Annotated in this window: 19 protein-coding genes and 1 tRNA gene; 12 read left to right on the top strand and 8 right to left on the bottom strand. The window is 30.9% G+C overall.

Going from position 1 to position 22268, the window contains the following annotated elements; translation table 11 throughout:
* Positions 1-45 precede the first annotated feature (45 nt).
* From JBL43_RS06870 to JBL43_RS06860, 3 genes are all read left to right on the top strand, one after another.
* Entirely contained in the window at positions 46-2454 is a 2409-nt protein-coding gene (locus JBL43_RS06870; RefSeq protein ID WP_198840720.1) for a glycoside hydrolase family 31 protein, read from the top strand.
* 58 nt (positions 2455-2512) lie between these two features.
* On the top strand, positions 2513-3568 hold the full coding sequence (locus JBL43_RS06865; RefSeq protein ID WP_198840719.1) for an NAD(P)/FAD-dependent oxidoreductase: 1056 nt from the start codon (positions 2513-2515) through the stop codon (positions 3566-3568).
* 83 nt (positions 3569-3651) lie between these two features.
* Positions 3652-4002, top strand: a complete 351-nt coding sequence (locus JBL43_RS06860; RefSeq protein ID WP_198840718.1) for a 2Fe-2S iron-sulfur cluster-binding protein — start codon at positions 3652-3654, stop codon at positions 4000-4002.
* Between the two features lie 7 nt (positions 4003-4009).
* Here the strand turns inward: JBL43_RS06860 and JBL43_RS06855 are convergent, their stop codons facing one another.
* On the bottom strand, positions 4010-5836 hold the full coding sequence (locus JBL43_RS06855; RefSeq protein ID WP_198840717.1) for a cation:proton antiporter: 1827 nt from the start codon (positions 5834-5836) through the stop codon (positions 4010-4012).
* A gap of 128 nt (positions 5837-5964) precedes the next feature.
* Here JBL43_RS06855 and JBL43_RS06850 point away from each other — a divergent pair, with 128 nt between their 5' ends.
* The 7 genes from JBL43_RS06850 to JBL43_RS06820 all read left to right on the top strand — a co-directional run bounded on the left by JBL43_RS06850 (position 5965) and on the right by JBL43_RS06820 (position 14301).
* Positions 5965-8211 carry a SulP family inorganic anion transporter gene (locus JBL43_RS06850; protein WP_198840716.1) on the top strand — a complete coding sequence of 749 codons (2247 nt, stop codon included), beginning with the start codon at positions 5965-5967 and terminating at the stop codon, positions 8209-8211.
* 150 nt (positions 8212-8361) lie between these two features.
* Positions 8362-9177, top strand: coding sequence for a hypothetical protein (locus tag JBL43_RS06845; RefSeq protein WP_198840715.1), 816 nt, complete (start codon positions 8362-8364; stop codon positions 9175-9177).
* 38 nt (positions 9178-9215) lie between these two features.
* A complete protein-coding gene (locus JBL43_RS06840; protein ID WP_117879988.1) occupies positions 9216-9830 on the top strand; it encodes a deoxynucleoside kinase in 615 nt (204 codons plus the stop codon).
* Between the two features lie 42 nt (positions 9831-9872).
* Positions 9873-10703: a phosphatase PAP2 family protein gene (locus JBL43_RS06835; RefSeq protein ID WP_198840714.1), complete on the top strand. Its 831-nt coding sequence runs from the start codon at positions 9873-9875 to the stop codon at positions 10701-10703.
* 162 nt (positions 10704-10865) lie between these two features.
* Positions 10866-11585 (top strand): response regulator transcription factor, encoded by a 720-nt coding sequence (locus tag JBL43_RS06830; RefSeq protein ID WP_198840713.1) that lies wholly within the window; start codon positions 10866-10868, stop codon positions 11583-11585.
* Positions 11586-11650: 65 nt separating this feature from the next.
* Positions 11651-13975, top strand: coding sequence for an outer membrane beta-barrel family protein (locus JBL43_RS06825; RefSeq protein ID WP_198840712.1), 2325 nt, complete (start codon positions 11651-11653; stop codon positions 13973-13975).
* An 80-nt stretch (positions 13976-14055) separates the two neighbouring features.
* Complete coding sequence (locus JBL43_RS06820; RefSeq protein WP_198840711.1) at positions 14056-14301, top strand: hypothetical protein; 246 nt, start codon at positions 14056-14058, stop codon at positions 14299-14301.
* Between the two features lie 33 nt (positions 14302-14334).
* Here the strand turns inward: JBL43_RS06820 and JBL43_RS06815 are convergent, their stop codons facing one another.
* The 3 genes from JBL43_RS06815 to JBL43_RS06805 form a co-directional block, all read right to left on the bottom strand.
* A complete protein-coding gene (locus tag JBL43_RS06815; RefSeq protein WP_198840710.1) occupies positions 14335-14784 on the bottom strand; it encodes a nucleoside deaminase in 450 nt (149 codons plus the stop codon).
* 58 nt (positions 14785-14842) lie between these two features.
* Positions 14843-15460 carry a hypothetical protein gene (locus tag JBL43_RS06810; protein WP_198840709.1) on the bottom strand — a complete coding sequence of 206 codons (618 nt, stop codon included), beginning with the start codon at positions 15458-15460 and terminating at the stop codon, positions 14843-14845.
* Between the two features lie 206 nt (positions 15461-15666).
* Entirely contained in the window at positions 15667-16440 is a 774-nt protein-coding gene (locus tag JBL43_RS06805) for a LuxR C-terminal-related transcriptional regulator (protein ID WP_198840708.1), read from the bottom strand.
* 131 nt (positions 16441-16571) lie between these two features.
* Between JBL43_RS06805 and JBL43_RS06800 the strand changes: the two genes are divergently transcribed.
* Both JBL43_RS06800 and JBL43_RS06795 read left to right on the top strand, forming a co-directional pair.
* Positions 16572-18350, top strand: a complete 1779-nt coding sequence (locus JBL43_RS06800) for a 1-deoxy-D-xylulose-5-phosphate synthase (protein WP_198841073.1) — start codon at positions 16572-16574, stop codon at positions 18348-18350.
* Between the two features lie 52 nt (positions 18351-18402).
* Complete coding sequence (locus JBL43_RS06795) at positions 18403-19779, top strand: DUF3078 domain-containing protein (protein ID WP_198840707.1); 1377 nt, start codon at positions 18403-18405, stop codon at positions 19777-19779.
* 53 nt (positions 19780-19832) lie between these two features.
* Here the strand turns inward: JBL43_RS06795 and JBL43_RS06790 are convergent, their stop codons facing one another.
* The 4 genes from JBL43_RS06790 to JBL43_RS06775 form a co-directional block, all read right to left on the bottom strand.
* The gene (locus JBL43_RS06790) at positions 19833-21170 is read right to left on the bottom strand and encodes a deoxyguanosinetriphosphate triphosphohydrolase (protein WP_198840706.1); all 1338 of its coding nucleotides are present in this window, start codon (positions 21168-21170) and stop codon (positions 19833-19835) included.
* A gap of 227 nt (positions 21171-21397) precedes the next feature.
* Entirely contained in the window at positions 21398-21682 is a 285-nt protein-coding gene (locus JBL43_RS06785; RefSeq protein ID WP_198840705.1) for a GIY-YIG nuclease family protein, read from the bottom strand.
* A 92-nt stretch (positions 21683-21774) separates the two neighbouring features.
* Positions 21775-22059 (bottom strand): GIY-YIG nuclease family protein, encoded by a 285-nt coding sequence (locus tag JBL43_RS06780; protein WP_198840705.1) that lies wholly within the window; start codon positions 22057-22059, stop codon positions 21775-21777.
* A 46-nt stretch (positions 22060-22105) separates the two neighbouring features.
* Positions 22106-22178 (bottom strand) — tRNA-Phe (locus tag JBL43_RS06775).
* Between the last annotated feature and the right edge of the window lie 90 nt (positions 22179-22268).

The raw sequence follows: 22268 nt of genomic DNA, 5'->3' as shown, positions 1-22268 counted from the left end.
TTCTAAAATTTAGTAGTTTTGCCAACCGATTTACAATAACAATTTATGATTACAAATACAGAACTAGAAATAACAGGAAATCAATTTCCTTCAAAAATAGTATCATATGAAAAACATATTGATACCTTCAATTTTTTTACTGAGAATGGTGTTACATTAAAAGTAACAATTTTAAGAGACAGTGTTATTCGTTTTAGATATAGTACCACAGGTATTTTTGAAAATGACTTTTCTTATGCTATTACCAAATATGCTAACAGCGGTTATGATATTCTTGAAATTGAAGAAAATGATGACCAGTATGAAATTACCACTGAAAAATTAATATGTCGTATTAAAAAAGAGAATGCTAGAATTTCTATGTTTGATGCAAAAGACAAGACCTTAATTATTGATGATGAAATTGGTTTTCATTGGGAAGAAAGTTATGAACATGGAGGTAATGTTGTTAAAATGAGTAAGAAATCTCGTAAAGGAGAAAGCTATTACGGACTTGGAGACAAGCCTACACATTTAAACTTAAAAGGTAAACGTTTTCAGAATTGGGTAACAGATTCTTATGCTTATGGTAAAGATACGGATCCACTATATAAAGCTATTCCCTTTTTTACAGGGCTACATGGAGGAAAATCATATGGTATTTTCTTTGACAATACCTTTAGATCATACTTTGATTTTGCTCATGAACGTAAAGATGTGATGAGCTTTTGGGCTCAAGGTGGTGAAATGAATTACTACTTTATGTATGGTCCAGAAATGGATAAGGTAGTTGCTAATTATACAGATTTAACTGGAAAGCCACATCAAATGCCTCCTTTATGGTCTTTGGGTTTTCACCAATGTAAATGGAGTTATTATCCTGAAAGTAACGTAAAAGAGGTTACTTCAAAGTTCAGAGAATTACAAATACCATGTGATGCCATTTATTTGGATATTGATTATATGGAAGGTTTCAGGTGTTTTACTTGGAATAAAGAATATTTTCCTGATCCAAAAAGAATGGTAAAAGAACTATTGGACGATGGTTTTAAAACAGTTGCTATTATTGATCCGGGAATCAAAATTGATGCAGATTATAACATTTTTAGAGAAGGTCTAGAAAAAGATTATTTCTGTAAACGAGCTGACGGTCCTTATATGAAAGGTAAAGTATGGCCTGGTCAGTGTTACTTTCCCGATTTTACCAATCCTGAAGTTAGAGAATGGTGGTCTGGATTGTTTAAGGAATTAATAGAAGATATAGGGGTAAAAGGTGTGTGGAATGATATGAATGAGCCTGCTGTTATGGAAGTGCCAAATAAGACCTTCCCTAATGATGTTCGTCATGATTATGATGGAAACCCATGTAGTCATAGAAAAGCCCATAATATTTATGGAATGCAAATGGCGAGAGCAACCTATCAAGGTTTAAAGAAATTTGCTTTTCCAAAAAGACCATTTGTAATTACGAGAGCGGCATATTCAGGTACACAACGTTATACGAGTTCTTGGACTGGTGATAATGTTGCCTCTTGGGAGCATTTATGGATTGCTAATGTACAAGCTCAACGTATGTCAATGTCTGGGTATTCTTTTGCAGGAAGTGATATTGGTGGATTTGCAGAGCAACCAGAAGGTGAATTATTTGCACGATGGATTCAATTGGGTATTTTTCACCCTTTTTGTAGAGTACATTCTTCAGGTGATCATGGAGCACAAGAACCATGGGCATTTGGCGATGAAATAACTGATATAGTAAGAAAGTTTATAGAACTACGCTACCAGTTATTACCTTACTTATATACTGCTTTTTGGCATTATTTTAATGATGGTGTTCCCATTTTGAAGTCAATGGTAATGTATGATCAAGAAGATATTCAAACACATTACAGAACTGATGAGTTTGTATTTGGAGATAAAATATTAGTGTGTCCTATTCTTGAACCCAATTCAAAAGGAAGAAGAATGTATATTCCTAAAGGTGATTGGTTTAATATGTGGAATGATGAAGTTGTAGAAGGAGGTAAAGAAATGTGGGTGAGTAGTGATATTGAAACCATGCCTATTTTTATAAAATCAGGTTCAGTTATACCTAAATATCCAGTACAACAATATGTAGGTGAAAAAAACATCGAAGAGGTAACTTTAGATGTATACTTTAAAATAGGAACTGAAAAATCATTCTTATTTGATGATGCTCATGATGGGTACGACTATACCAAAGGAAAATATAGTTATAGAACTTTTAAACTTCTTGGTAAAGAAAAGCAACTGATTATTCAGCAGCATAAATCAGGTAGATATGATGCAGATTATAAAACATTTAAAATAAATTTTCATGGTGTGCCATTCGAAATTGATAAAATACAAATCGATAACGAGGAAATTGATTTTAAAAAGATGCAGGTAAACGGAGATAACACCTTAACCATTCATAAAGATTTTAACGAATTACACATAAAAGGGGTAATGTGATAAAAATCACATATCACAAATAATATTGTTCTTATTTTTGTCGAAAATTTGATATATAATGATTAAAACAGATATCCTTATTATTGGAGCTGGTCCTGTAGGTTTATTTACAGTATTTGAAGCAGGACTTTTAAAATTACGTTGTCACTTAATTGATGCATTACCTATACCAGGAGGTCAATTGGCTGAAATTTATCCTAAAAAGCCTATTTATGATATTCCCGGGTATCCATCTGTATTAGCTGGAGATTTAGTTAAAAATTTGGAAGAACAAATTGCTCCTTTTGAGCCTACTTATACTTTAGGAGAACGTGCCGAAACTATCGAGAAATTAGAAGATGGTAGTTTTGTTGTTACTACCAGTAAAGGCACAAAGCATAATGCACCCGTTGTTGCAATTGCCGGAGGTTTAGGTTCATTTGAGCCCAGAAAACCACCAATCAAGGAAATTGTTGACTATGAGGATAAAGGTGTTGAATATATTATCAGAGAGCCTAATTTTTATAAGGATAAGAAGATAATTATTGCAGGTGGAGGTGATTCTGCATTAGATTGGTCTATCTTTTTGACTGATATTGCTAAGGAAGTTACCTTAGTACATCGAAGAACTGAATTTAGAGGGGCTTTAGATTCTGTTGAAAAGGTTAAGGAGTTGGTTAAAAAAGGTAAAATAAAATTATTGACCGAGTCTGAAGTAATTGAAATTCATGGAAAAGATAAAGTAGAATCTGTAACAGTAAAAAATTCAACAGAAGGAAATAAAATTGTTGAGGTTGATCATTTTATTCCACTTTTCGGATTATCTCCTAAATTGGGGCCAATAGCTAATTGGGGTTTGAATATAGAAAAAAATGCTATTGTAGTGAATAATGCTACAGATTATAGCACCAACATTCCAGGTATTTATGCCATTGGAGACGTAAATACATATACAGGTAAGCTAAAATTAATTCTTTGCGGATTTCATGAGGCTACTATCATGGTGCAATCAGCATACAAATTAGTAAATCCGGATGCTAAAAAATTAGTGATGAAATATACTACGGTTTCTGGTGTTACTGGTTTTGATGGAGTTAAAAAAGAGCAGAAAAAAGCAGTTACTACAAAAATATAACGCATCGTCAGTTCAACTACCATACTTTTACATAGTATACCTAGAATTAGACGAACATAATCATATTATTTTTTCAAAAAAGCATGGAAGAAAATACAATAAAAGTTACCATCATAGACCGAGCAGGAGAGACTCACAACGTAGATGCTCCAACAGATATGAATATGAATGTAATGGAACTGGTAAGAGTGTACGAATTAGCTCCTGAAGGTACTATTGGAATTTGTGGTGGTATGGCCATGTGTGCTTCTTGTCAATGTTATATAGAATCACCTGAATTAGAATTACCAGAAATGAGTTTAGAAGAAGAAGACATGTTAGACCAAGCTTTTCATGTAAAAGATAATAGCCGTTTAGGCTGTCAAATTTATTTAAAAGATGAACTAGATGGGTTAATTATAGAATTAGCACCTGAATCTGAAATAAGCGAATAAATTAGGACTAAACAACTTTAATTAGTTTACCTAAATAGACGAGTGAAGCATCTTCTCCAATTTTAACGTTTTTATTATTTGAAGGAATAATGTCTAGTATTCCCGTTTTATTTTTAATAAATAGGGGGACAATTTCTTTGTCTTTTTCAGTACGTTCAATTAAACGTTCAAAATGTTCTTTAGAGTCTAATTTAATTTCATTAATACTTGGATAATTATTAGCAACTTCATTTAAAGAGTTATAATCATTAGTGTGTGAAAACAAACCCTCTTTAGGATTATTTTGCTCATCATTCATTTCGGTTGAACTGACCAATCTAAATGTACCATTTTCACCAAATTGACTCTTAAATTTATCAATAACATAATTGTTAATTTCTGAATTTCCTGTTAAAGCCATTAAATAACCAACATCGTTTAATTCAATATTATCTGCTAATTTATCAGAATAAACATCGCTATTTATAGCTTCCAGACCAAGATCTCTTGCTTTATTTATGTTGTTTTGGTTACTGTCAATTAACACGACATGCCTTCCATTACTTTCCAAATAATGACCAATTAAGCGGGAGATTTTTGAGGCACCAACTATTAGTATTCCTTCAGACTTAGTTAGAAAAACACCAATTACCTTGGCAAACATTCTTGCAGTCGTTGCATTTAATAATACAGTACCTAATACAATCATAAAGACAAGAGGTGTAATGTATTCAGCACCAGGCACACCATTTTTGGCTAATTTTAAACCAAATAAAGAAGCAATTCCTGCTGCTACAATACCACGAGGGCCAACCCAACTTATAAATATTTTTTCATTTAATTTTAAACTTGAATTATGAGTGCTTAAAAACACGCCTATAGGGCGAATTACAAAAACAACTATGGCAAATAATAGGGCAGTTTTCCAATTGTAAATCAATAAAAGATCATCAAAGTTTATATTAGCAGCCAGTAAAATAAATAATATTGAAATTAAGAGTACACTTAAAGATTCTTTAAAGTATAGTAATTCTTTTAAATATGGTGAATTAGAATTTCCTAATACCATACCCATTACAACCACTGCTAACAAGCCAGATTCATGTGCAAAAGCATCTGAAAGTACAAAAACACCAAGTACTGAAGCCAATGCTAATACATTTAATAAATAATGAGGCACCCATTTTTTATTAATTATAAAGTTTAATGCATGTGCAAAAGTAAAACCAAAAGTAAAACCAAATAATACAATCTTAGCAAATTCAATTAATGCAGTTTTTGTAAATTCTCCACCACCTTCAACACTAATAAATTCAAAAACCAGAACCGCTACTAACGCTCCAATGGGGTCAATTAAGATGCCTTCCCATTTAAGCACTGCAGACACATCTTTTTTTAATGGAATATTTCTTAAAATTGGAGTAATAACTGTAGGTCCAGTGACTATAATTAAAGCTGAAAATAAGAATGAAATTTGCCAGCTTAAATTAAAAATATAATAAGCGGCAATTGCTGCACCAAAAAAGGTAACTACAGAACCAATGGTAATTAATTTTGTAATTACTGGCCCAACATTTTTAATTTCATTTAATTTTAATGTTAACCCTCCTTCAAATAAGATGATACTAATAGCTAAGGAAACAAAATAAAACAAACTTTCTCCAGGAAATAAACCTTCTTTACCATTCCAAATGGGTTCTATCCATTTTGTACCATCTTCTGATAGAAATTCTGCAGCAATTGGTCCAACCAGCAGCCCTATTAAAATTAAGGGTAATATTGCTGGAATTTTTAACTTCCATGCAACCCATTGAGCCAAAATTCCTAAGATAATAATTCCCGCTAATTCAATCATTGGTTAATTTTGTTGTGAAAATACTAAATAAAATGATTTTGACAATTATTTTTTAGTCTACATTATAAATTGTTTCCCTTTTAAAAAATACTATCTTACGAAAATCGATAATTGATCTTATTACATCTATGAATTTAAACAACCCAATCCCCTCAAAGGGACTTAAAGGACTGAAAGAAAATTGGCGTAATGATGTTTCGGCTGCTTTAAGTGTTTCGCTAGTTGCGTTGCCTTTAGCTTTGGGGATTGCAGTAGCCTCTGGAGTATCTCCTATGGCTGGTGTGCTTTCTGCAATTATTGGTGGTGTTGTTACCACCTTTTTTCGAGGAGGTAATTTATCAATCAATGGTCCAGCGGCGGGCTTAATTGCTGCTATTTTAGGAGGCCTAGTTGCATTAGATGGTAATATTAATTACGTTTTGGCAGCAATTGTAGTGTCAGGTGGTATTCAAACTATATTGGGTTTTCTTAAAATGGGCCGGTTTGCCAAGTTATTACCTTCTTCAGTCTTACATGGTATTCTGGCGGCAATTGGAATCATTATTTTTGCAAAGCAAATTCATTATGCCCTTGGAACGACTTCTAATGCCAATACAATTATTGGAACCTTGTCTGATGTTTTTTACAATCTCTCAGAAATAAATCCTTTTGTGTTTTTGATAGCATTGGTTGGTATTTTAGTACTCTTTTTTTATAAAAAAATTAATACCAAATTCATACGGATAATCCCGGCTCCTATGTGGGTTTTACTATTGGCCCTACCAATAGTGTTTGGATTTGATTTTTTTAATGAGCATAGTATTTCACTTTTCGGAAAAAATTACGTTGTTGGTCCTGATTTATTGATTAATATTCCTGATAATCCACTTGATAGTATTATGCATCCTGACTTTTCCATGATAGGAACATCTGCCTTTTGGCTTACTGTTTTATCAATTACAACTATTGCTACTGTAATTACTCTGGCCAGTGCTCGTGCGGTTGATAAATTAGATCCTTATAAAAGAACAACAAACCTTAATAAAGATATGGTAGGTGTGGGATTAAGCACTATGGTTTCTGGAGCTTTAGGTGGACTTCCTATTACTACAGTAATTGTACGAAGTACAGTAAACGTAAACAGTAACGCGAAAACAAAATGGTCTAACCTTTATCATGGAATTTTTCTAATTCTTTTTGTGCTTATTTTGGCTCCTGTTTTAAGAAGTGTGCCCCTGGCTGCTTTGGCTGCAATTTTAGTTCATACAGGTTTTAAATTAGCATCTCCTCAGGTATTTAAGCACGCTTATGATCAAGGTGTAGAACAGTTGTTATTCCTATCCTTAACACTTATAATTACATTGTTTACAGATTTGCTTTATGGAATTGTAGGGGGTATTTTAATGACACTAGTTTTGCATATGCTATTAGCTAAAGTTGGAATTGTTAACTTCTTTAAAAAGATTTATAAATCAGGCTCAAAAGTATATAAATCTGAAAATGGTTCTTATGATGTTAAATTAAAAGGCATAGCAAATTTTTTATATGCTTTAAAGTTAGATAAACTGTTGGAAGATATCCCTGAAGGATCAAATGTAAGTATTGACATGTCACAAACACGGCTTGTGGATCTTACAATAATGGAAAATTTAATAGAATTTAAACGTGTACATGATGATAATGGAGGAGATGTTAAATTGATTGGATTGGATAATCATGTTGCTTCGACGAGTCATAACCGAGCTTTAAAAATTGTTACAGGTCGTGTCAAAAAACGGATTACCAAACGTCAGATTCGTTTGCAAAAAGTGGCTATTAGAAATGGTTGGTCTTTTGAGCGTGAGGTAGATTGGAATACTTCTTATCTAAGAAATTTTCATTTCTTTGATTCTCGTCCTATTGAAATGAAAAGTAATTCTTTAAAAGGGTTAGACGTGGAAAATAATTTTAAATGGGAAATTGCTGATATTGTATTCGACGAAGGAGCATTAGATGCACTAGAAGTATATCAAACTACGGTACAGATAGTAAGATTACCTGTTTCGATTCCGAGATTTATTATTGATAAGGAGGGTCTTTTTGATAAAATATTTAATCGGGTAAAAGTATTCTCTGGAGCAAGAGGAGATATTGATTTTGTTAAATATCCAGGTTTTTCCGGTAAATTCCAGTTAAGTGGTGAAGATGAAGATGCAATCAAGGCATTTTTTAATGATAATGTTATTCGTTTTTTAGAGCAAAACGAAATCCATCATATAGAAAGTAACGGTGAAGCTTTGATGATCTTTAAATACTTACATATTGCCCGTACTGATGAAGTACAAAATATGCTTGAATTTTCACACAATTTATTGAGACATATGGATCTGAAAAAAATACCGAAAATAGTTGTTTAAACTATCTGTAAGTAACTATTAAAAATAATTTTTGGAGCTAATTTATTTTTTTGACTTCAACCATGAGGATGTAGAAGATAAAATAAGTCAATAATCCTGTCTGCCTTTGATAGCCCGTTTCGAGATAATTTTATTGTATTTTTGTAATTGATGAAAGTAATACTCACATTTTTTCTATTTTTAACGTGTTTTGTGGTTCAAGGTCAACAAAAAGACATGGATTCAATTGTGGAGTCTAAATTGATAAAAAGCACACACCTTGAAGCCGATAAATTTATTGGGGTTGATGAATTTGAGAATTTGTATTATTTAAAAAACAATACGTTTTATAAAAAAAATAAAAAAGAAGAGTTGTCTTATACCAACACGCAATTGGGAAAAATAACGGCTATTGATATTAAGAATCCTTTAAAGATTTTACTTTTTTATAAAGATTTTAACAGTGTAATTCTTCTAGATAATAAACTCAATGAGTTATCCAGTAAGATTGACTTTAATGAAGTTTTGTTCTCAAAAAATGTTTCTTTAGTATCCTGTTCTTCCAATAATAATTTTTGGATTTATAGTCAAGATGATAGTAAATTGTATGTATATAATTATAAAACCAATAAGGTCATTTCAAGTTCAGCACCCGTAAATTTTCGTGAAGATAATTTTGTACCCAATAGAATGGTTGCCAGTTATAAATATTGTTGGTTGATAAATGAAAATACAGTTTTAGAATATGACGAATATTCAAATTTTAAACAACGGCTTGTCTTAAATGAAATGCAACTATTAAACAGGTTTAATAATTGTTATTATTGGATAAAAGATGGTGTCTTATATTACAGTAATTTAAAAGATGGAGTGTTTAAAATTCTATTAAAAAAATCAATTACAATTGAATCATTTTATGTTTTAAACAATGAAATCTATATATTTGATGGCGAAATGATATTTGTATTTAAAACAGGTAAAATTTAAGTATCTTTAAGCACTTTTATTAAACTAAAACCAACAGCATGCACGTTGCCATTGCCGGAAATATTGGAGCAGGAAAAACTACCCTAACAAAACTATTAGCAAAACACTATAAATGGACACCTCATTTTGAATCCGTTGAAGAAAATCCGTATTTAGATGATTTTTATTCGGAAATGGAAAGATGGTCATTTAACCTTCAAATTTATTTTTTGAATAGTAGATTTCGTCAAATATTAGAAATTCACGAAAGTGGAAAAAATATTATTCAAGACAGAACTATCTATGAAGATGCTCATATTTTTGCACCCAACTTACATGCAATGGGGTTAATGACAAACAGAGATTTTAATAACTACTCTTCGTTATTTGAATTGATGGAAAAATTGGTTTCACCACCAGATTTGTTAATTTATTTACGAGGAAGTATTCAGACTTTAGTTGGTCAGATTCATAAACGAGGTAGAGAATATGAAAACTCTATAAGTATTGATTATTTAAGTCGCCTTAATGAACGTTACGAGGCATGGATATCGACATATACCAAAGGGAAATTACTAATTGTAGATATTGATAATTTAAATATCGTTGATAAACCAGAAGATTTAGGAGTTGTTATTGATAAAATTGATGCACAATTACATGGATTATTTTAATTAAATAATCTTAATTAAAGTATAGTTGGAAGGTGTTTAGGCATGAAAAAAATATTTCTTTTATTGATAATTTTATCATCAATATATACGTATTCTCAAACAGATACTACTGCTTATAAAAAGAATAGGGTTTGGAAAGCTCTTAAGTACGATGGTAACGTAGCTCTTAAGAGTATGGTAAATTCTTTTACACAACCTATGCGTTGGAAAGGGGATGACTTTTTAACTGTAGGTGGAATTATCGCTGGAGCAGGAATCATGTATTTAGGCGATAATGAAGCAAATAGTTTTTTTGTAAACCAAGGTAAAGATGTTCCTCGTTTTGTAAAAAAAATTGGTTTCTATGGAGGGAAACCTCAAACTTTCTTTTTAGTATCTGCAAGTGTTTATGGGTTAGGCCTTATCACTGATAATGTTAAAATAAGACGGACGGGCGTTTTAATAATCACCTCCGCTGCAACATCAGGTCTTATTCAATCTATTTCAAAAAATGTCTTTGGTAGAGCTAGACCAAGTATTGGTAACCATAATGAATTTAAACCTTTTAGTAAAGATGCTGGGTTTCATTCATTTCCTTCTGGACATGCTGTCTTATCGTTTTCTATGGCTCATTCAATAGCAAAACAGTTTGATAATATCTGGGTTAAAGCTGGTATTTATAGTGTAGGTTCTATTGTTCCGATATCAAGGTTATGGGCAAACGCACATTGGTTTAGTGATGTTGGCTTAGGTCTAGTCATAAGTATTGTAACCGTAGATAGTATAGATAATTTTATGAAGAAGAAAGGTTTTTATAATTATTCCAAACCGAAAAAAATTAGTTGGAGCTTAAAGGCCGGATTTGGTACCATAGGTGTCGTGGGTACTTTTTAATAAATAATTAATTTGAATTTATATCAAATACTGTTTGACGAGTACATAAACACTAATTTAATTTTTTTTGTTACATTAGTTGAAAAAGTTAGTTGTTGAAAAAACTGTAGATTTAGAATAAAATTAAGGCATAGTTTCCCGCCACCTTTAACACAAATACGAATGAAAAAAATAATTGGTGTTCTATTTATATTTTTTACGGCCTTTGTATTATCTCAAAGTAAAATTGACACTGTTGCATTCAGAAACACAACACTTCATGCTAACAATAATGTTTATAATTCAACACAATATGAATTACAGAAGTTCAATGCTTTTAAAATTAGAACTTCAAAAATAGTAGATAAGAAAAAGTATTTATCTGAAATACATTCGTTTACAAAAGATTCTTTACAAATTTTAGCAGTTAAATTAATTAGTATTAAAGAACTAAGTAATAAAAAATTACTTATTAAAGATATTCATCAGAACAGAGCATTTTATGTTACTATTTTGGCAGATTTGAAAGAAAGTGAAATCAATCCAAATGAGTATCTTTTTTTAGAAAATATGCTCACGGAAATAGCTGTATCTGAAGTAGAAACGAAATACGCTTATAGTAAATGGTTAAATATCCTATTGGGAATTTCATTAATTGGGATGTTAATTTTTGCCTACAAAACTAACCGTAAAGAAACAACGGTGTTGTCATTAAGTAAACAAGAAACTACCGTTAAAGACTTAATTCTAAAAGGGAAATCTAATAAGGAAATTGCCCAAGAGTTGTTCATTAGTTTAAGTACAGTGAAATCACATATTTCGCATATATATCATAAACTTAATGTTTCAAATCGGGATGAATTAAGCCTGAGATTTAAAAACGGTACGAGTACTAGTACCTAATTCATACCCTTATTTTACAGCATTTTTAATATTCTTTTTTTTATTTGTGGCTCTAAAAGAATGTAATGCTCAGAAAAGAAATCACAATTTTATTAATAATTATGTGCAATACGCTATTAGCTCAAGATCGTTATAGTGTAAAGGGTCTTGTGTCTTCTCAGAATGAACTAGTCGATATTGGAGATGTACTATTATTATCTTTCAATGAAGAAAAATTGATTGAATATATAGAAATTGAAAAGGGTAGTTTTAATTTTACAGATCTGATAAAAGGTACTTATGTCTTAAAAGTTTCTTGTTTAGGCTTTAAAGAGTTTAAAAAAGTTATTACACTTGATATGGATTTAAACCTTAACATAGAACTAACAGAACGCACCACTGCCTTAGATGAGGTCGAAATTACCGCATCTAAAAAACCAATTGAAAATAGTAATGGAAACATTATTGTTAATGTTGCCAACACCATTTTTTCATCCGAATCAAACCCAATTGATTTATTGTCTAAACTTCCTAAAATACAAATCTCTAGTGATAGAGAATCAATCAATATAATTGGAAAAGGCACTGCACTTATCTATTTGGGAAATCAAAAAATTTCATTTCAAGAACTCGAAAATATAACAATTGATGATATTCAGTTTATAGAAATTATCAATAATCCTTCTTCTAAATATGAGGCAGAAGGTAGAAGTGTAATTTTGGTTCATTCTAAATTTTCAAATAAGAATGGAATTAAAGGAACAGTTTCTGAGACAGCCTCATTCCGAAAAAATTATAACAACTTTTTGGGTGGTAATATTAGCTATAAACAAAACAAATTTGAACTTAAGTTTAACGCTGCATTTAATGATTTGCATCCTTGGGAGAGTAATGGGTCAGATTATACTATTATAAACGAAAATATTGAATCAAGTTATGTCGTTGAAGCAGATGACACTAAAAGACCTCAATTTATTTTTGGAGGAGGAATTTACTATCAAATTAATAAAGATGACTATTTCTCGTTAAGCTCAACATTAAGAAGTCAAAATGATGAGTTTCTAATCAAAACAAATTCAAATAATAAGAAAAACAACATAGAAGACCATGTTTTTACACTTACTGATAATGACGATTTTAGATTTTATTCTAGTACCAATTTAAATTATAATAAATCTTTTAATAAAACTAGAAATCTGTTTATGGGTGGTCAATATTCTTATTACAACAAAGAACTGGGGAGTGACATAGGTAATAGTTTGAACGGCTCAGAAATTATTTCAGATCAAAAAAGGCTTCAAGATTTTAAGGTAAATGTAATTTCATTAAAGGCTGATTTTGAAAATGAATTTACCAATAAGTTGAAATTGGAAATAGGAGCATCAATGTCAGTAACAAATGCTAAAACAAATGCTCAAATTTCCATGGTAAGTCCTTCCTCAGACTTCACTACCAATTATGATTATAAAGAAAAAAATTACGCAGGTTATTCACAGTTATCTGGTAAATTAGGTAAATTTTTTTACACATCAGGTGTACGAGCCGAAATTATGGATGGTAAAGGTGGTTTTCTAAATAATAGTACTTTATTGGTAGATAGAAACAATCTCAAATTATTTCCTAAAGCGATGTTGACTTTTGCAATAGATAGCACACAAAAAGTAACTTTAAATTATGCCAAAAGTATTTCAAGACCCATCTTTACAACTATTAGTTCAAGTTCTACTTATTTAAGTCCGTTTTTAGATTGGAAAGGAAATGTGGAATTAAAACCAACAATAACAAATGAAATCTCTTTAAATTATGATTTTAAAACATATTCTATCAGTGCCAGTTATTATCTAAAAGAGAACCCTGCATTTTATAATATAACTTATAATAATGTTTCTGAAACAAGCACCATGTCTTCAAGTAATTTTGAGAATGAAGAGGGTTTTGTTTTAGAATTAGTTGTTCCATTAAAGTATAAGTTTTGGAACTCAACAACAGTAATAGACTTAACATCGAAAAAAGTAAATGATAAGAATGCTATTGAATTCAAAGCTAGTCCTTATTTGTATATTTATTCCAATCATCAATTTAAAATAGACAATACTTTTTCAGCGTCACTTAACGGATGGGGTTATACCAAACACAATGAAGGGATATATAAAAGAAATGGTGTTTTTGCTGTAAATGCATCATTGACCAAGAAATTCTTTAAAAAACTAGATGCTACACTAAGTTTTAATGATATTTTCAATTCATTACGCTTTAAAGAATCGTACAATGTAAACAGTATAATAGCAAACACTATTTTTTATTCAGATAGAAATGAAGTATCTATTTCCCTAAAATACGCTTTCGGAAAACTAAAAAAATCTGTTTTCAAAAATAAAGATGTTGATGATAATTTGAATAGAATTAACTAAGTAATCATCTTTACAATAAACCATATTTTTAATTTACCTTTGTTCTTGTCTTTAAAAGTAAATCTGATAAACACTGTTTAATGAAACTTCTGTTGAAAATATTATTTGTTATTTTTATAATAGCCATTATTATTGGTACTTATCTATTAAACCAAAAACATCCTAAAGGTGACGTTATAATTGGTTTGTCTATTTTATTTTTATCTTTTATTTTAATGCCGTTATTCATATTTTATCGTTTTAGAAATGGCAAGTATAAAAAGTATGTTCTTGATCCAAATAGTAAGAATCCTTTTAAAATAGATGAAGAAAATTTAAAAGATTAATTAGATTTAAAAAACCTTTCAGTGTTGTAAACGTCAATTCAGATTTCTTTTTTCAATGAAAAAACGTTTAACCAGTTCACTACACTCAGCTTCTAGTATACCCCCAATAACTTTAGTTTTAGGGTGTAATTGCGTTTTATAATGTTCAAAACCCCGTTGCTCATCTTTAGCACCATATACAATTTTACCAATTTGAGTCCAATAACTTGCACCCGCACACATTTGGCAAGGTTCTAGGGTAACATAAAGCGTGCAGTCTTTTAAATATTTTCCACCTAAATAATCGGCAGCAGCGGTAAAAGCTTGCATTTCGGCATGTGCTGTAACGTCGTTTAAGGTTTCTGTTAAGTTATGTGCTCTAGCAATAATTTGATTTTTTATGACAATGACTGCTCCAATTGGAACTTCATTTTTTTCAAATGCTGCTTCCGCTTCTTGAAAAGCTCGTTTCATAAAATAAGTATCGTCAAAAGGATCTATCATAGTTAAATAGTTATAACTACAAAGCTATTAAATTTTAAGGATTTGGATGTTAATTGAATTAAAATGCAAAGCCAAAACCAATATTAAATATTAGCCCACTTGTTATTACATTGGGTAAATCACCTTCTTCAATAAAACTATCTATCTCAGTACTTCCATCTGGATATGTAATTATCATATCAATAGCTTTGGGAAAACCTGAAAAAGCAAAACCGACCTCTGGTCTGAAATAAAAGAGTCCACCTAATTTTGCTCCTAGTTTTATATTAACAGAGTTGTTAGTAAAGTCAAAAGACCCAGTTCCAGTACCTTTTGTTTCATCATCAGAATAATAACCAGTGCTCTCTCCTTTCAGTTTAAAACTGCCATAACTAACTCCACCGTAAAATCCTTTACCTTCTTTTGTAAAGTAATAATTAAAGCCACCTTCCATATAATTTAGTTTTGCACTTTCATCATCTTCTAGATACTTATCTGCCTTTAAGCCCGTATAATCTAGAGAAACTGATAATTTATTACCCAATAAGGGTAGTACATATTCAATGTTTCCGCCAACACCATTAGGGAAACCAATTTTTACACCAATTCTAAATGGTTTTTCTTGTGAAAATAGGATACTTGAAGTAAATAAAGATACCACAATAAGTATCATTTTTGGGTTGAAATTCTTTTTCATAGCAATTTGGGTTTGGTTCATATTTTTTGTTTTAACAAAATTCAATACTTTTGATTCAATAACCTATTCTATAGGGTTAGTGAATATAAAAGATTGTGTAAAAGTATTGTTAAAAAATATACGAGTAAATCCCCTGTACAGGGGATTTTTTAAAATTGAGAATAATAGTCTCATTTTTAGTAATATACAGGTGTGTTGAGGTGGGTTTAAGAGAGTATTCCGTTCTTTTTGCAGAATTCTATAAGTTCTTTTGCATTATGGCAATTGCTCTTTTTAAGTATATTTTTTCTATGTGAATACACGGTTTCTTCACTAATAAAAAGTTTGGAAGCAATAGTTGGTGTTTTAATATTTTTTTCAATTAACTTTATTACCTCTAGCTCCCTTTTAGTAAAAAACCCAATAAATTCTTTATATATTTTTTGCTTAAAACTATTAGAATCTAGTTCTGGGGTATTAATTTCCCAGCCTACTTTATCAGTTTTGTCAATTTTTGAAATGTCTGTAAGTAGGGAGAAATTACTTACCATAGTACCATTTTTTGCAAACTCAAAAATAGTCGACTGTCTTAAAATTTTCACATAAGTTCCATCCTTTTTTGTAAATCTAAAGCAAATATAATGCGAAGAATTTTCGTTCAAAATTGTTGAAAAACTTAAAGCGTGTTCAATAACCCCTTTAGTCACTCTTAAAACAATCTCTTTATCGTCTGGGTGAGCAAGGTTTAATATGGTAAGTAATCCAAATTCAGAAAGGTCATATCCTAAAATTTTGTCTACACGCCTTTGAATGGGTACAGTTGAATCCTTCCAATTAACTAAATAGAGGCATTGATTTTGAGCTAACGGAAAGTTTTCTAAAACCGAATAATCTTTAGAATTCAATTTAATTTTTGTTAATTTTTTTGACGATTCTATAATAATATCCTCAATGTCTTTTTTGCTAAATGGCATTAATTCAGGTTGGTATATGTTATTCAAATATAAAGATTTTTTTTGTACTACCCAGAAACCACTAGTTTTTAAAGATTTTATGAAAGTTGAAAGGTTAAGTATCAATTTTAAAATAAATTAGTTCCATTATAAAAACATTATTTTTGTTGTATAAATTAATAATAAAAGAATTGTTAGAACATATCGCTAGTCCCAAAGATTTACGTCAGCTTCCAAAAGAGGAACTCCCTCAATTGGCTAATGAGTTACGAGATTTTATCATCGGCATTGTTGCTGCCAAAGAGGGGCACTTAGGGGCAAGTTTGGGTGTGGTAGAACTTACAATTGCTTTGCATTATATTTTTGATACCCCAAACGATTTTTTAGTTTGGGATGTTGGTCATCAAGCTTATGGACATAAAATTTTAACAGGAAGAAAGGACGTTTTTGAAACCAATCGACAATTAGGTGGTATTTCAGGTTTTCCGAAACGTAGCGAAAGCGAATATGATGCCTTTGGCGTCGGGCATTCGTCTACATCTATTTCTGCAACGCTGGGCATGGCAATAGCCTCTCAGTTAAAAGGAGAACTTGATAAATTACATATTGCCGTTATTGGTGATGCTAGTATTGCTAGCGGTATGGCATTTGAAGCATTGAACCATGTAGGAGTAAGTAAGGCAAATATTTTAATCATACTAAATGATAATGCTATGGGTATTGACCCGAGCGTTGGGGCATTAAAGAATTATTTAACTAATATTAAAAATAATAAAAGAGTTCGAAAGCATAATATTATTGAAGCTTTTAATATTGATTATTCTGGGCCAATTGATGGGCATGATTTACCTGCTTTATTATCAGAACTTGAACGATTAAAAACAGTAAGTGGTCCTAAATTTTTACATATTATAACTACAAAAGGTAAAGGATTACAAAAAGCAGAAGAAGATCAGGTAAAATACCATGCTCCAGGAAAATTTAACGCAAAAACTGGTGAACTAATTGCTAAATCTGAATTGAACCAGCAACCTCCAAAATATCAAGATGTATTTGGGTTGACCTTGGTAGAATTGGCTAAAACGAATGATAAAATAGTTGGGATTACTCCAGCCATGCCTACAGGAAGTTCTCTTAAATTTATGCTTGATCAAATTCCTGAGAGGGCATTTGATGTAGGTATTGCAGAGCAACATGCCGTTACCTTGGCAGCAGGAATGGCTACTCAAGGTTTAATACCATTTTGTAATATTTATTCTACTTTTTTACAACGTGCTTATGATCAGGTAATTCATGACGTAGCAATACAAAACCTTCCTGTTGTTTTCTGTTTGGACAGAGCAGGTTTGGTAGGTGAAGACGGTGCTACACATCATGGTGTTTTTGATTTGGCTTACTTACGATGTATTCCAAATTTAATTATTTTCGCCCCACTTAATGAATTAGAGCTGAGGAATATAATGTACACAGCACAATTAGGTTTAAAAGGACCAATTGCTATTAGATACCCAAGAGGAATGGGCACCATGCAGAATTGGCAACAACCTTTTTCAACGTTAGAAATTGGAAAAGGAGAAACAATTAAAGAGGGGTCAAAAGTTGCAATTTTAAGTATTGGTACAATTGGCAACATGATTAAAGACGTGTATATCGATATTACGAATAAAGGCGAAATTGCCCATTACAATATGCGTTTTGTAAAACCTTTAGATGAAGAGTTACTTCATCACGTTTTTAAAAAATTTAAAAATATTATAACTATTGAAGATGGAACAATTGTAGGCGGTTTTGGTTCTGCCGTGTTAGAGTTTGCTCAACAGCATGGCTATAAGGACAAGAATATTGAAATTTTAGGTATTCCCGATACATTTATAGAACATGGTAAAAGCGAAGAATTATTTAACAGTATTGGCTTATCTGTTCATAATATGAAAAAAATACTATCTTTGTGGACTTAATTTTCATACAACTACTAAACCCAGTAATTTTAATATTTTGAAATTAATAAGTTTGAAAAATAAGCACACCTACATTGTAATTACACTTCTTTTTTCATTAAGTGTTTTCGCCCAAGTTGATAGTACTAAGGTCAATATACTAAATACCATTAGTAATTCTGATTCAATACGGAGTTCTGGTTCTGTAAAAAAAGTATTAGATATGTTTTTATCTGATACAATAAGTCCTGTTAAACCCAGAGATACCATAAAAAGATTTCAATTAAATGACTCTATAGATGTAGTTATTCAATTAGATTCTGTTGGTAATTATATGAAAATTGATTCTGTTAGGAGGTTGACGGAGTTAGATTCTTTAAAAATAAAGATGAATACTTTATTAAAACCTTATTATAACATAGCATATGACTCCTTAAGAAATGACTATGTTTTTACAGAACGTTATCGGTTAACGGTAAATAAATTAAATAACGATACAATCTATATTCCATTACCAAAAGAGAAAAGTTATATAGCACCAATAAAAAACTTAACTATTGATACGCTCAAGGTTACTAACCCTATAAAAGTTGCCAAAATTAGAACTAGAAAATTTGCAGATGATCCTGTGTGGTGGCAAAAAAAGAATAGCATTGGTTTGGATGTAAATGAAGCCGCATTTGTCAATTGGAGTGCCGGTGGAAATAATTCCATTTCAGGTTTGTTTAAGGTCGATTTGGTTAGGCTCTATAAAAAGTTACATTTATTATGGAATAATGAGTTGTATGTTCGATATGGTTTGAATTCTCAAGAAGATAGAGAGTTGAGAAAATCTGAGGATAGGTTCGAGTATAAATCGGTTTTTGGTTATCGACGAGATACTGTTTCTAATTGGTTTTACTCAATGCAATTTAACTTTAAAACACAGTTTACAAACGGATATAAATACCCAAATACTAGTGATCCAATTTCTAGAATGTTTGCTCCAGCATATATATTTTTAGGTGCGGGTGGGCACTATGAAATTAAGCAACAAAAATTCTCTTTATACCTTTCTCCAATAACATTAAAGTCAACACTTGTATTTGATAAAAGCTTATCAGATAGTGGAGCATTTGGTGTAACCCCTGGACAAAAGTCGCGAAATGAATTTGGTTTTTTAGTAGAAAGTACATGGAATAAACAGATTGCTAAAAACGTAATGATGAGTAATAAGCTTAGTTTGTATTCCGATTATTTAAATAAATTTGGAAATGTTGATGCTGATTGGGAGTTGAATTTTGCATTTAAAATTAATAAATTTATGAATGCCAATATTGGTGCTCATGTAATTTATGATGATGACGTAAAGTATAAAGAGGATACCAATAATGATGGAACTTTAGAGACACTTGGGGCAAGAGTACAATTTAAACAAATGCTTGGTATTGGCGTTATGTATAGGTTTTAAAATCCATGTCAGTTTTTATACTGATTACTAGAACATATTGAACGATTTTAAAATTAAATTACTACACCTTTAATCTTTTTATGTAATAAAATAGCTGCACCATCTGACATACTTGCTATAAAGCTACAGACTGATAGTATTCTATCATACATATTTGTATCTAGGTTTTGATATTTTAGAGGTAACAGGCTCATTATTAAGCTATCATAACTACTGGGTTTTTGTTCAAATGTGTTGTTTACGGCGTTAATAAAAACATCTAATAAGTCCGCTAAAACTTTATAACCCGAAATTTCCTTTTCAATTACCTCTTTACTTCTGTAAATTTTATTGATACTGATTTTAATAATGTCATTAATTTGAGCTTCATATTTACATTTTTCTAATAAAGAAATTTGATATTGTCCTGCCAATATTTTCGTTTCATTTTCTAAAAAAACGGCTGCAGCTTCATTAATTAAGTTGCCAATAGCGAGTGCACGTAAATAGCTTATTCGGTCTTGTTTTGTAGTTAATTGGTAGTATTTTTCTGTATTTATAGTGTCTTTTACCAGTTTTATTAAATATTCTAAGGCAAACTCTTCTTCAATCCAACCTAAATTAATACCGTCTTCAAAATCTATAATGGTATAACAAATATCATCTGCAGCTTCAACTAAAAACGCTAGAGGATGTCTTAAATATGAAACGTCTTCTTTTCTGTTTTGTTCTAAGTGTAAGCTCTTTGCAACATCTAAAAAAGTTTCCGTATCTGATTGGAAAAAACCATATTTTTTATCTACAATATTAGTGGTTGGTTTTTTAGGCAAAGACGCTTTTGGGTATTTCATAAAAGCACCTAAAGTCGCATAAGACAAACGTAAACCACCTTCAACGCCTACTCTAGATTCGGTTAAAATTTTGAATCCATTTGCATTTCCTTCAAAATCAATTAAATCTTGCCATTGTTTGTCAGATAATTCATTCTTGTATTTTATTCCGTTGCCGGATTTAAAATATTCTCCAATTGCTTTCTCACCACTATGCCCAAAAGGCGGATTGCCAATATCATGGGCCAAACAAGCACTAGCTACTATGGCTCCAAAATCGTTAATTTGATAGCCAAGATCTTTTAAATTTGGATACTTTTCTAGTAGGGCTTTACCAACTATTCTTCCTAATGAACGACCAACAACAGAAACTTCTAAACTATGGGTTAACCTTGTATGAACGAAATCTGTATTAGAAAGAGGAATTACCTGTGTTTTATCTTGTAAACTTCTAAAGGAATCAGAGAATATGATACGATCGTAATCTACCTCAAAACCTATTCTCGTCTCATTCTGCTTATTGCGTTCTCTTGGCTTAGTGTCACCATATTTTTTTAAAGAAAGTAGTTGTTCCCAATTCATGTTTTTGACAAAATTTATTGTTGTGCAAGTTACATTTTTTTACAATTAATCAGTCTGAATATTTTTTTACAACAGATAATCTTTTTCGGTAAAGTAAAAATAAAAGGCTTCATTAAATATGAAGAAAAATGGGAATATTTAATAAAAACAAAAAATCCCGAACTAAGTTCGGGGTTTTTGTGGTGCCTCCAGTCCCGAAACTTCGGGAGAACCAGGGTNTATTTTGATTATTTTTTATCGAGAATAACTTTAAGGATATCTGGTTTTAAAATAATTTTTTGAATAAACTTTTTGCTTTTCATTCTTTTAATAAACTTCTCAAGAGATACAGCATCTTGTCTATTTTGGCACTCCATGGTTAAAGCATAATTCCAATCGGAAGCAATTTTAGTAAAAGACTTTTTATATAGATGTTCATTATGTTTTATTAATCTTTCCTTTAAATTATTAGTTTCTCCAACATAATATTTGTCAATAGAGTTGCTATAAATTATGTATAGGTAGTGTGTCATAACTTGAATAAAAACAAAAAATCCCGAACTAAGTTCGGGGTTTTTGTGGTGCCTCCAGTCCCGAAACTTCGGGAGAACCAGGGTTATTTTGATTATTTTTTATCGAGAATAACTTTAAGGATATCTGGTTTTAAAATAATTTTTTGAATAAACTTTTTGCTTTTCATTCTTTTAATAAACTTCTCAAGAGATACAGCATCTTGTCTATTTTGGCACTCCATGGTTAAAGCATAATTCCAATCGGAAGCAATTTTAGTAAAAGACTTTTTATATAGATGTTCATTATGTTTTATTAATCTTTCCTTTAAATTATTAGTTTCTCCAACATAATATTTGTCAATAGAGTTGCTATAAATTATGTATAGGTAGTGTGTCATAACTTGAATAAAAACAAAAAACCCCAAACTAAGTTCGGGGTTTTTGTGGTGCCTCCAGGGTTCGAACCAGGGACACATGGATTTTCAGTCCATTGCTCTACCAACTGAGCTAAGGCACCATGCTTTAAAAGCGGTTGCAAATATAAATTTTAATTTAATACTAATCAAAACAAATTCGTAAAAAATCTATTCGTATCTTTACAATTCTT

Origin of the sequence: Aureibaculum flavum, assembly GCF_016406085.1 — a bacterium.
Classification (GTDB): Bacteria; Bacteroidota; Bacteroidia; order Flavobacteriales; family Flavobacteriaceae; genus Aureibaculum; species Aureibaculum flavum.
The sequence above is the reverse complement of the archived record's forward strand: the minus strand, read 5'-3'. Positions and strand labels throughout refer to the sequence as shown.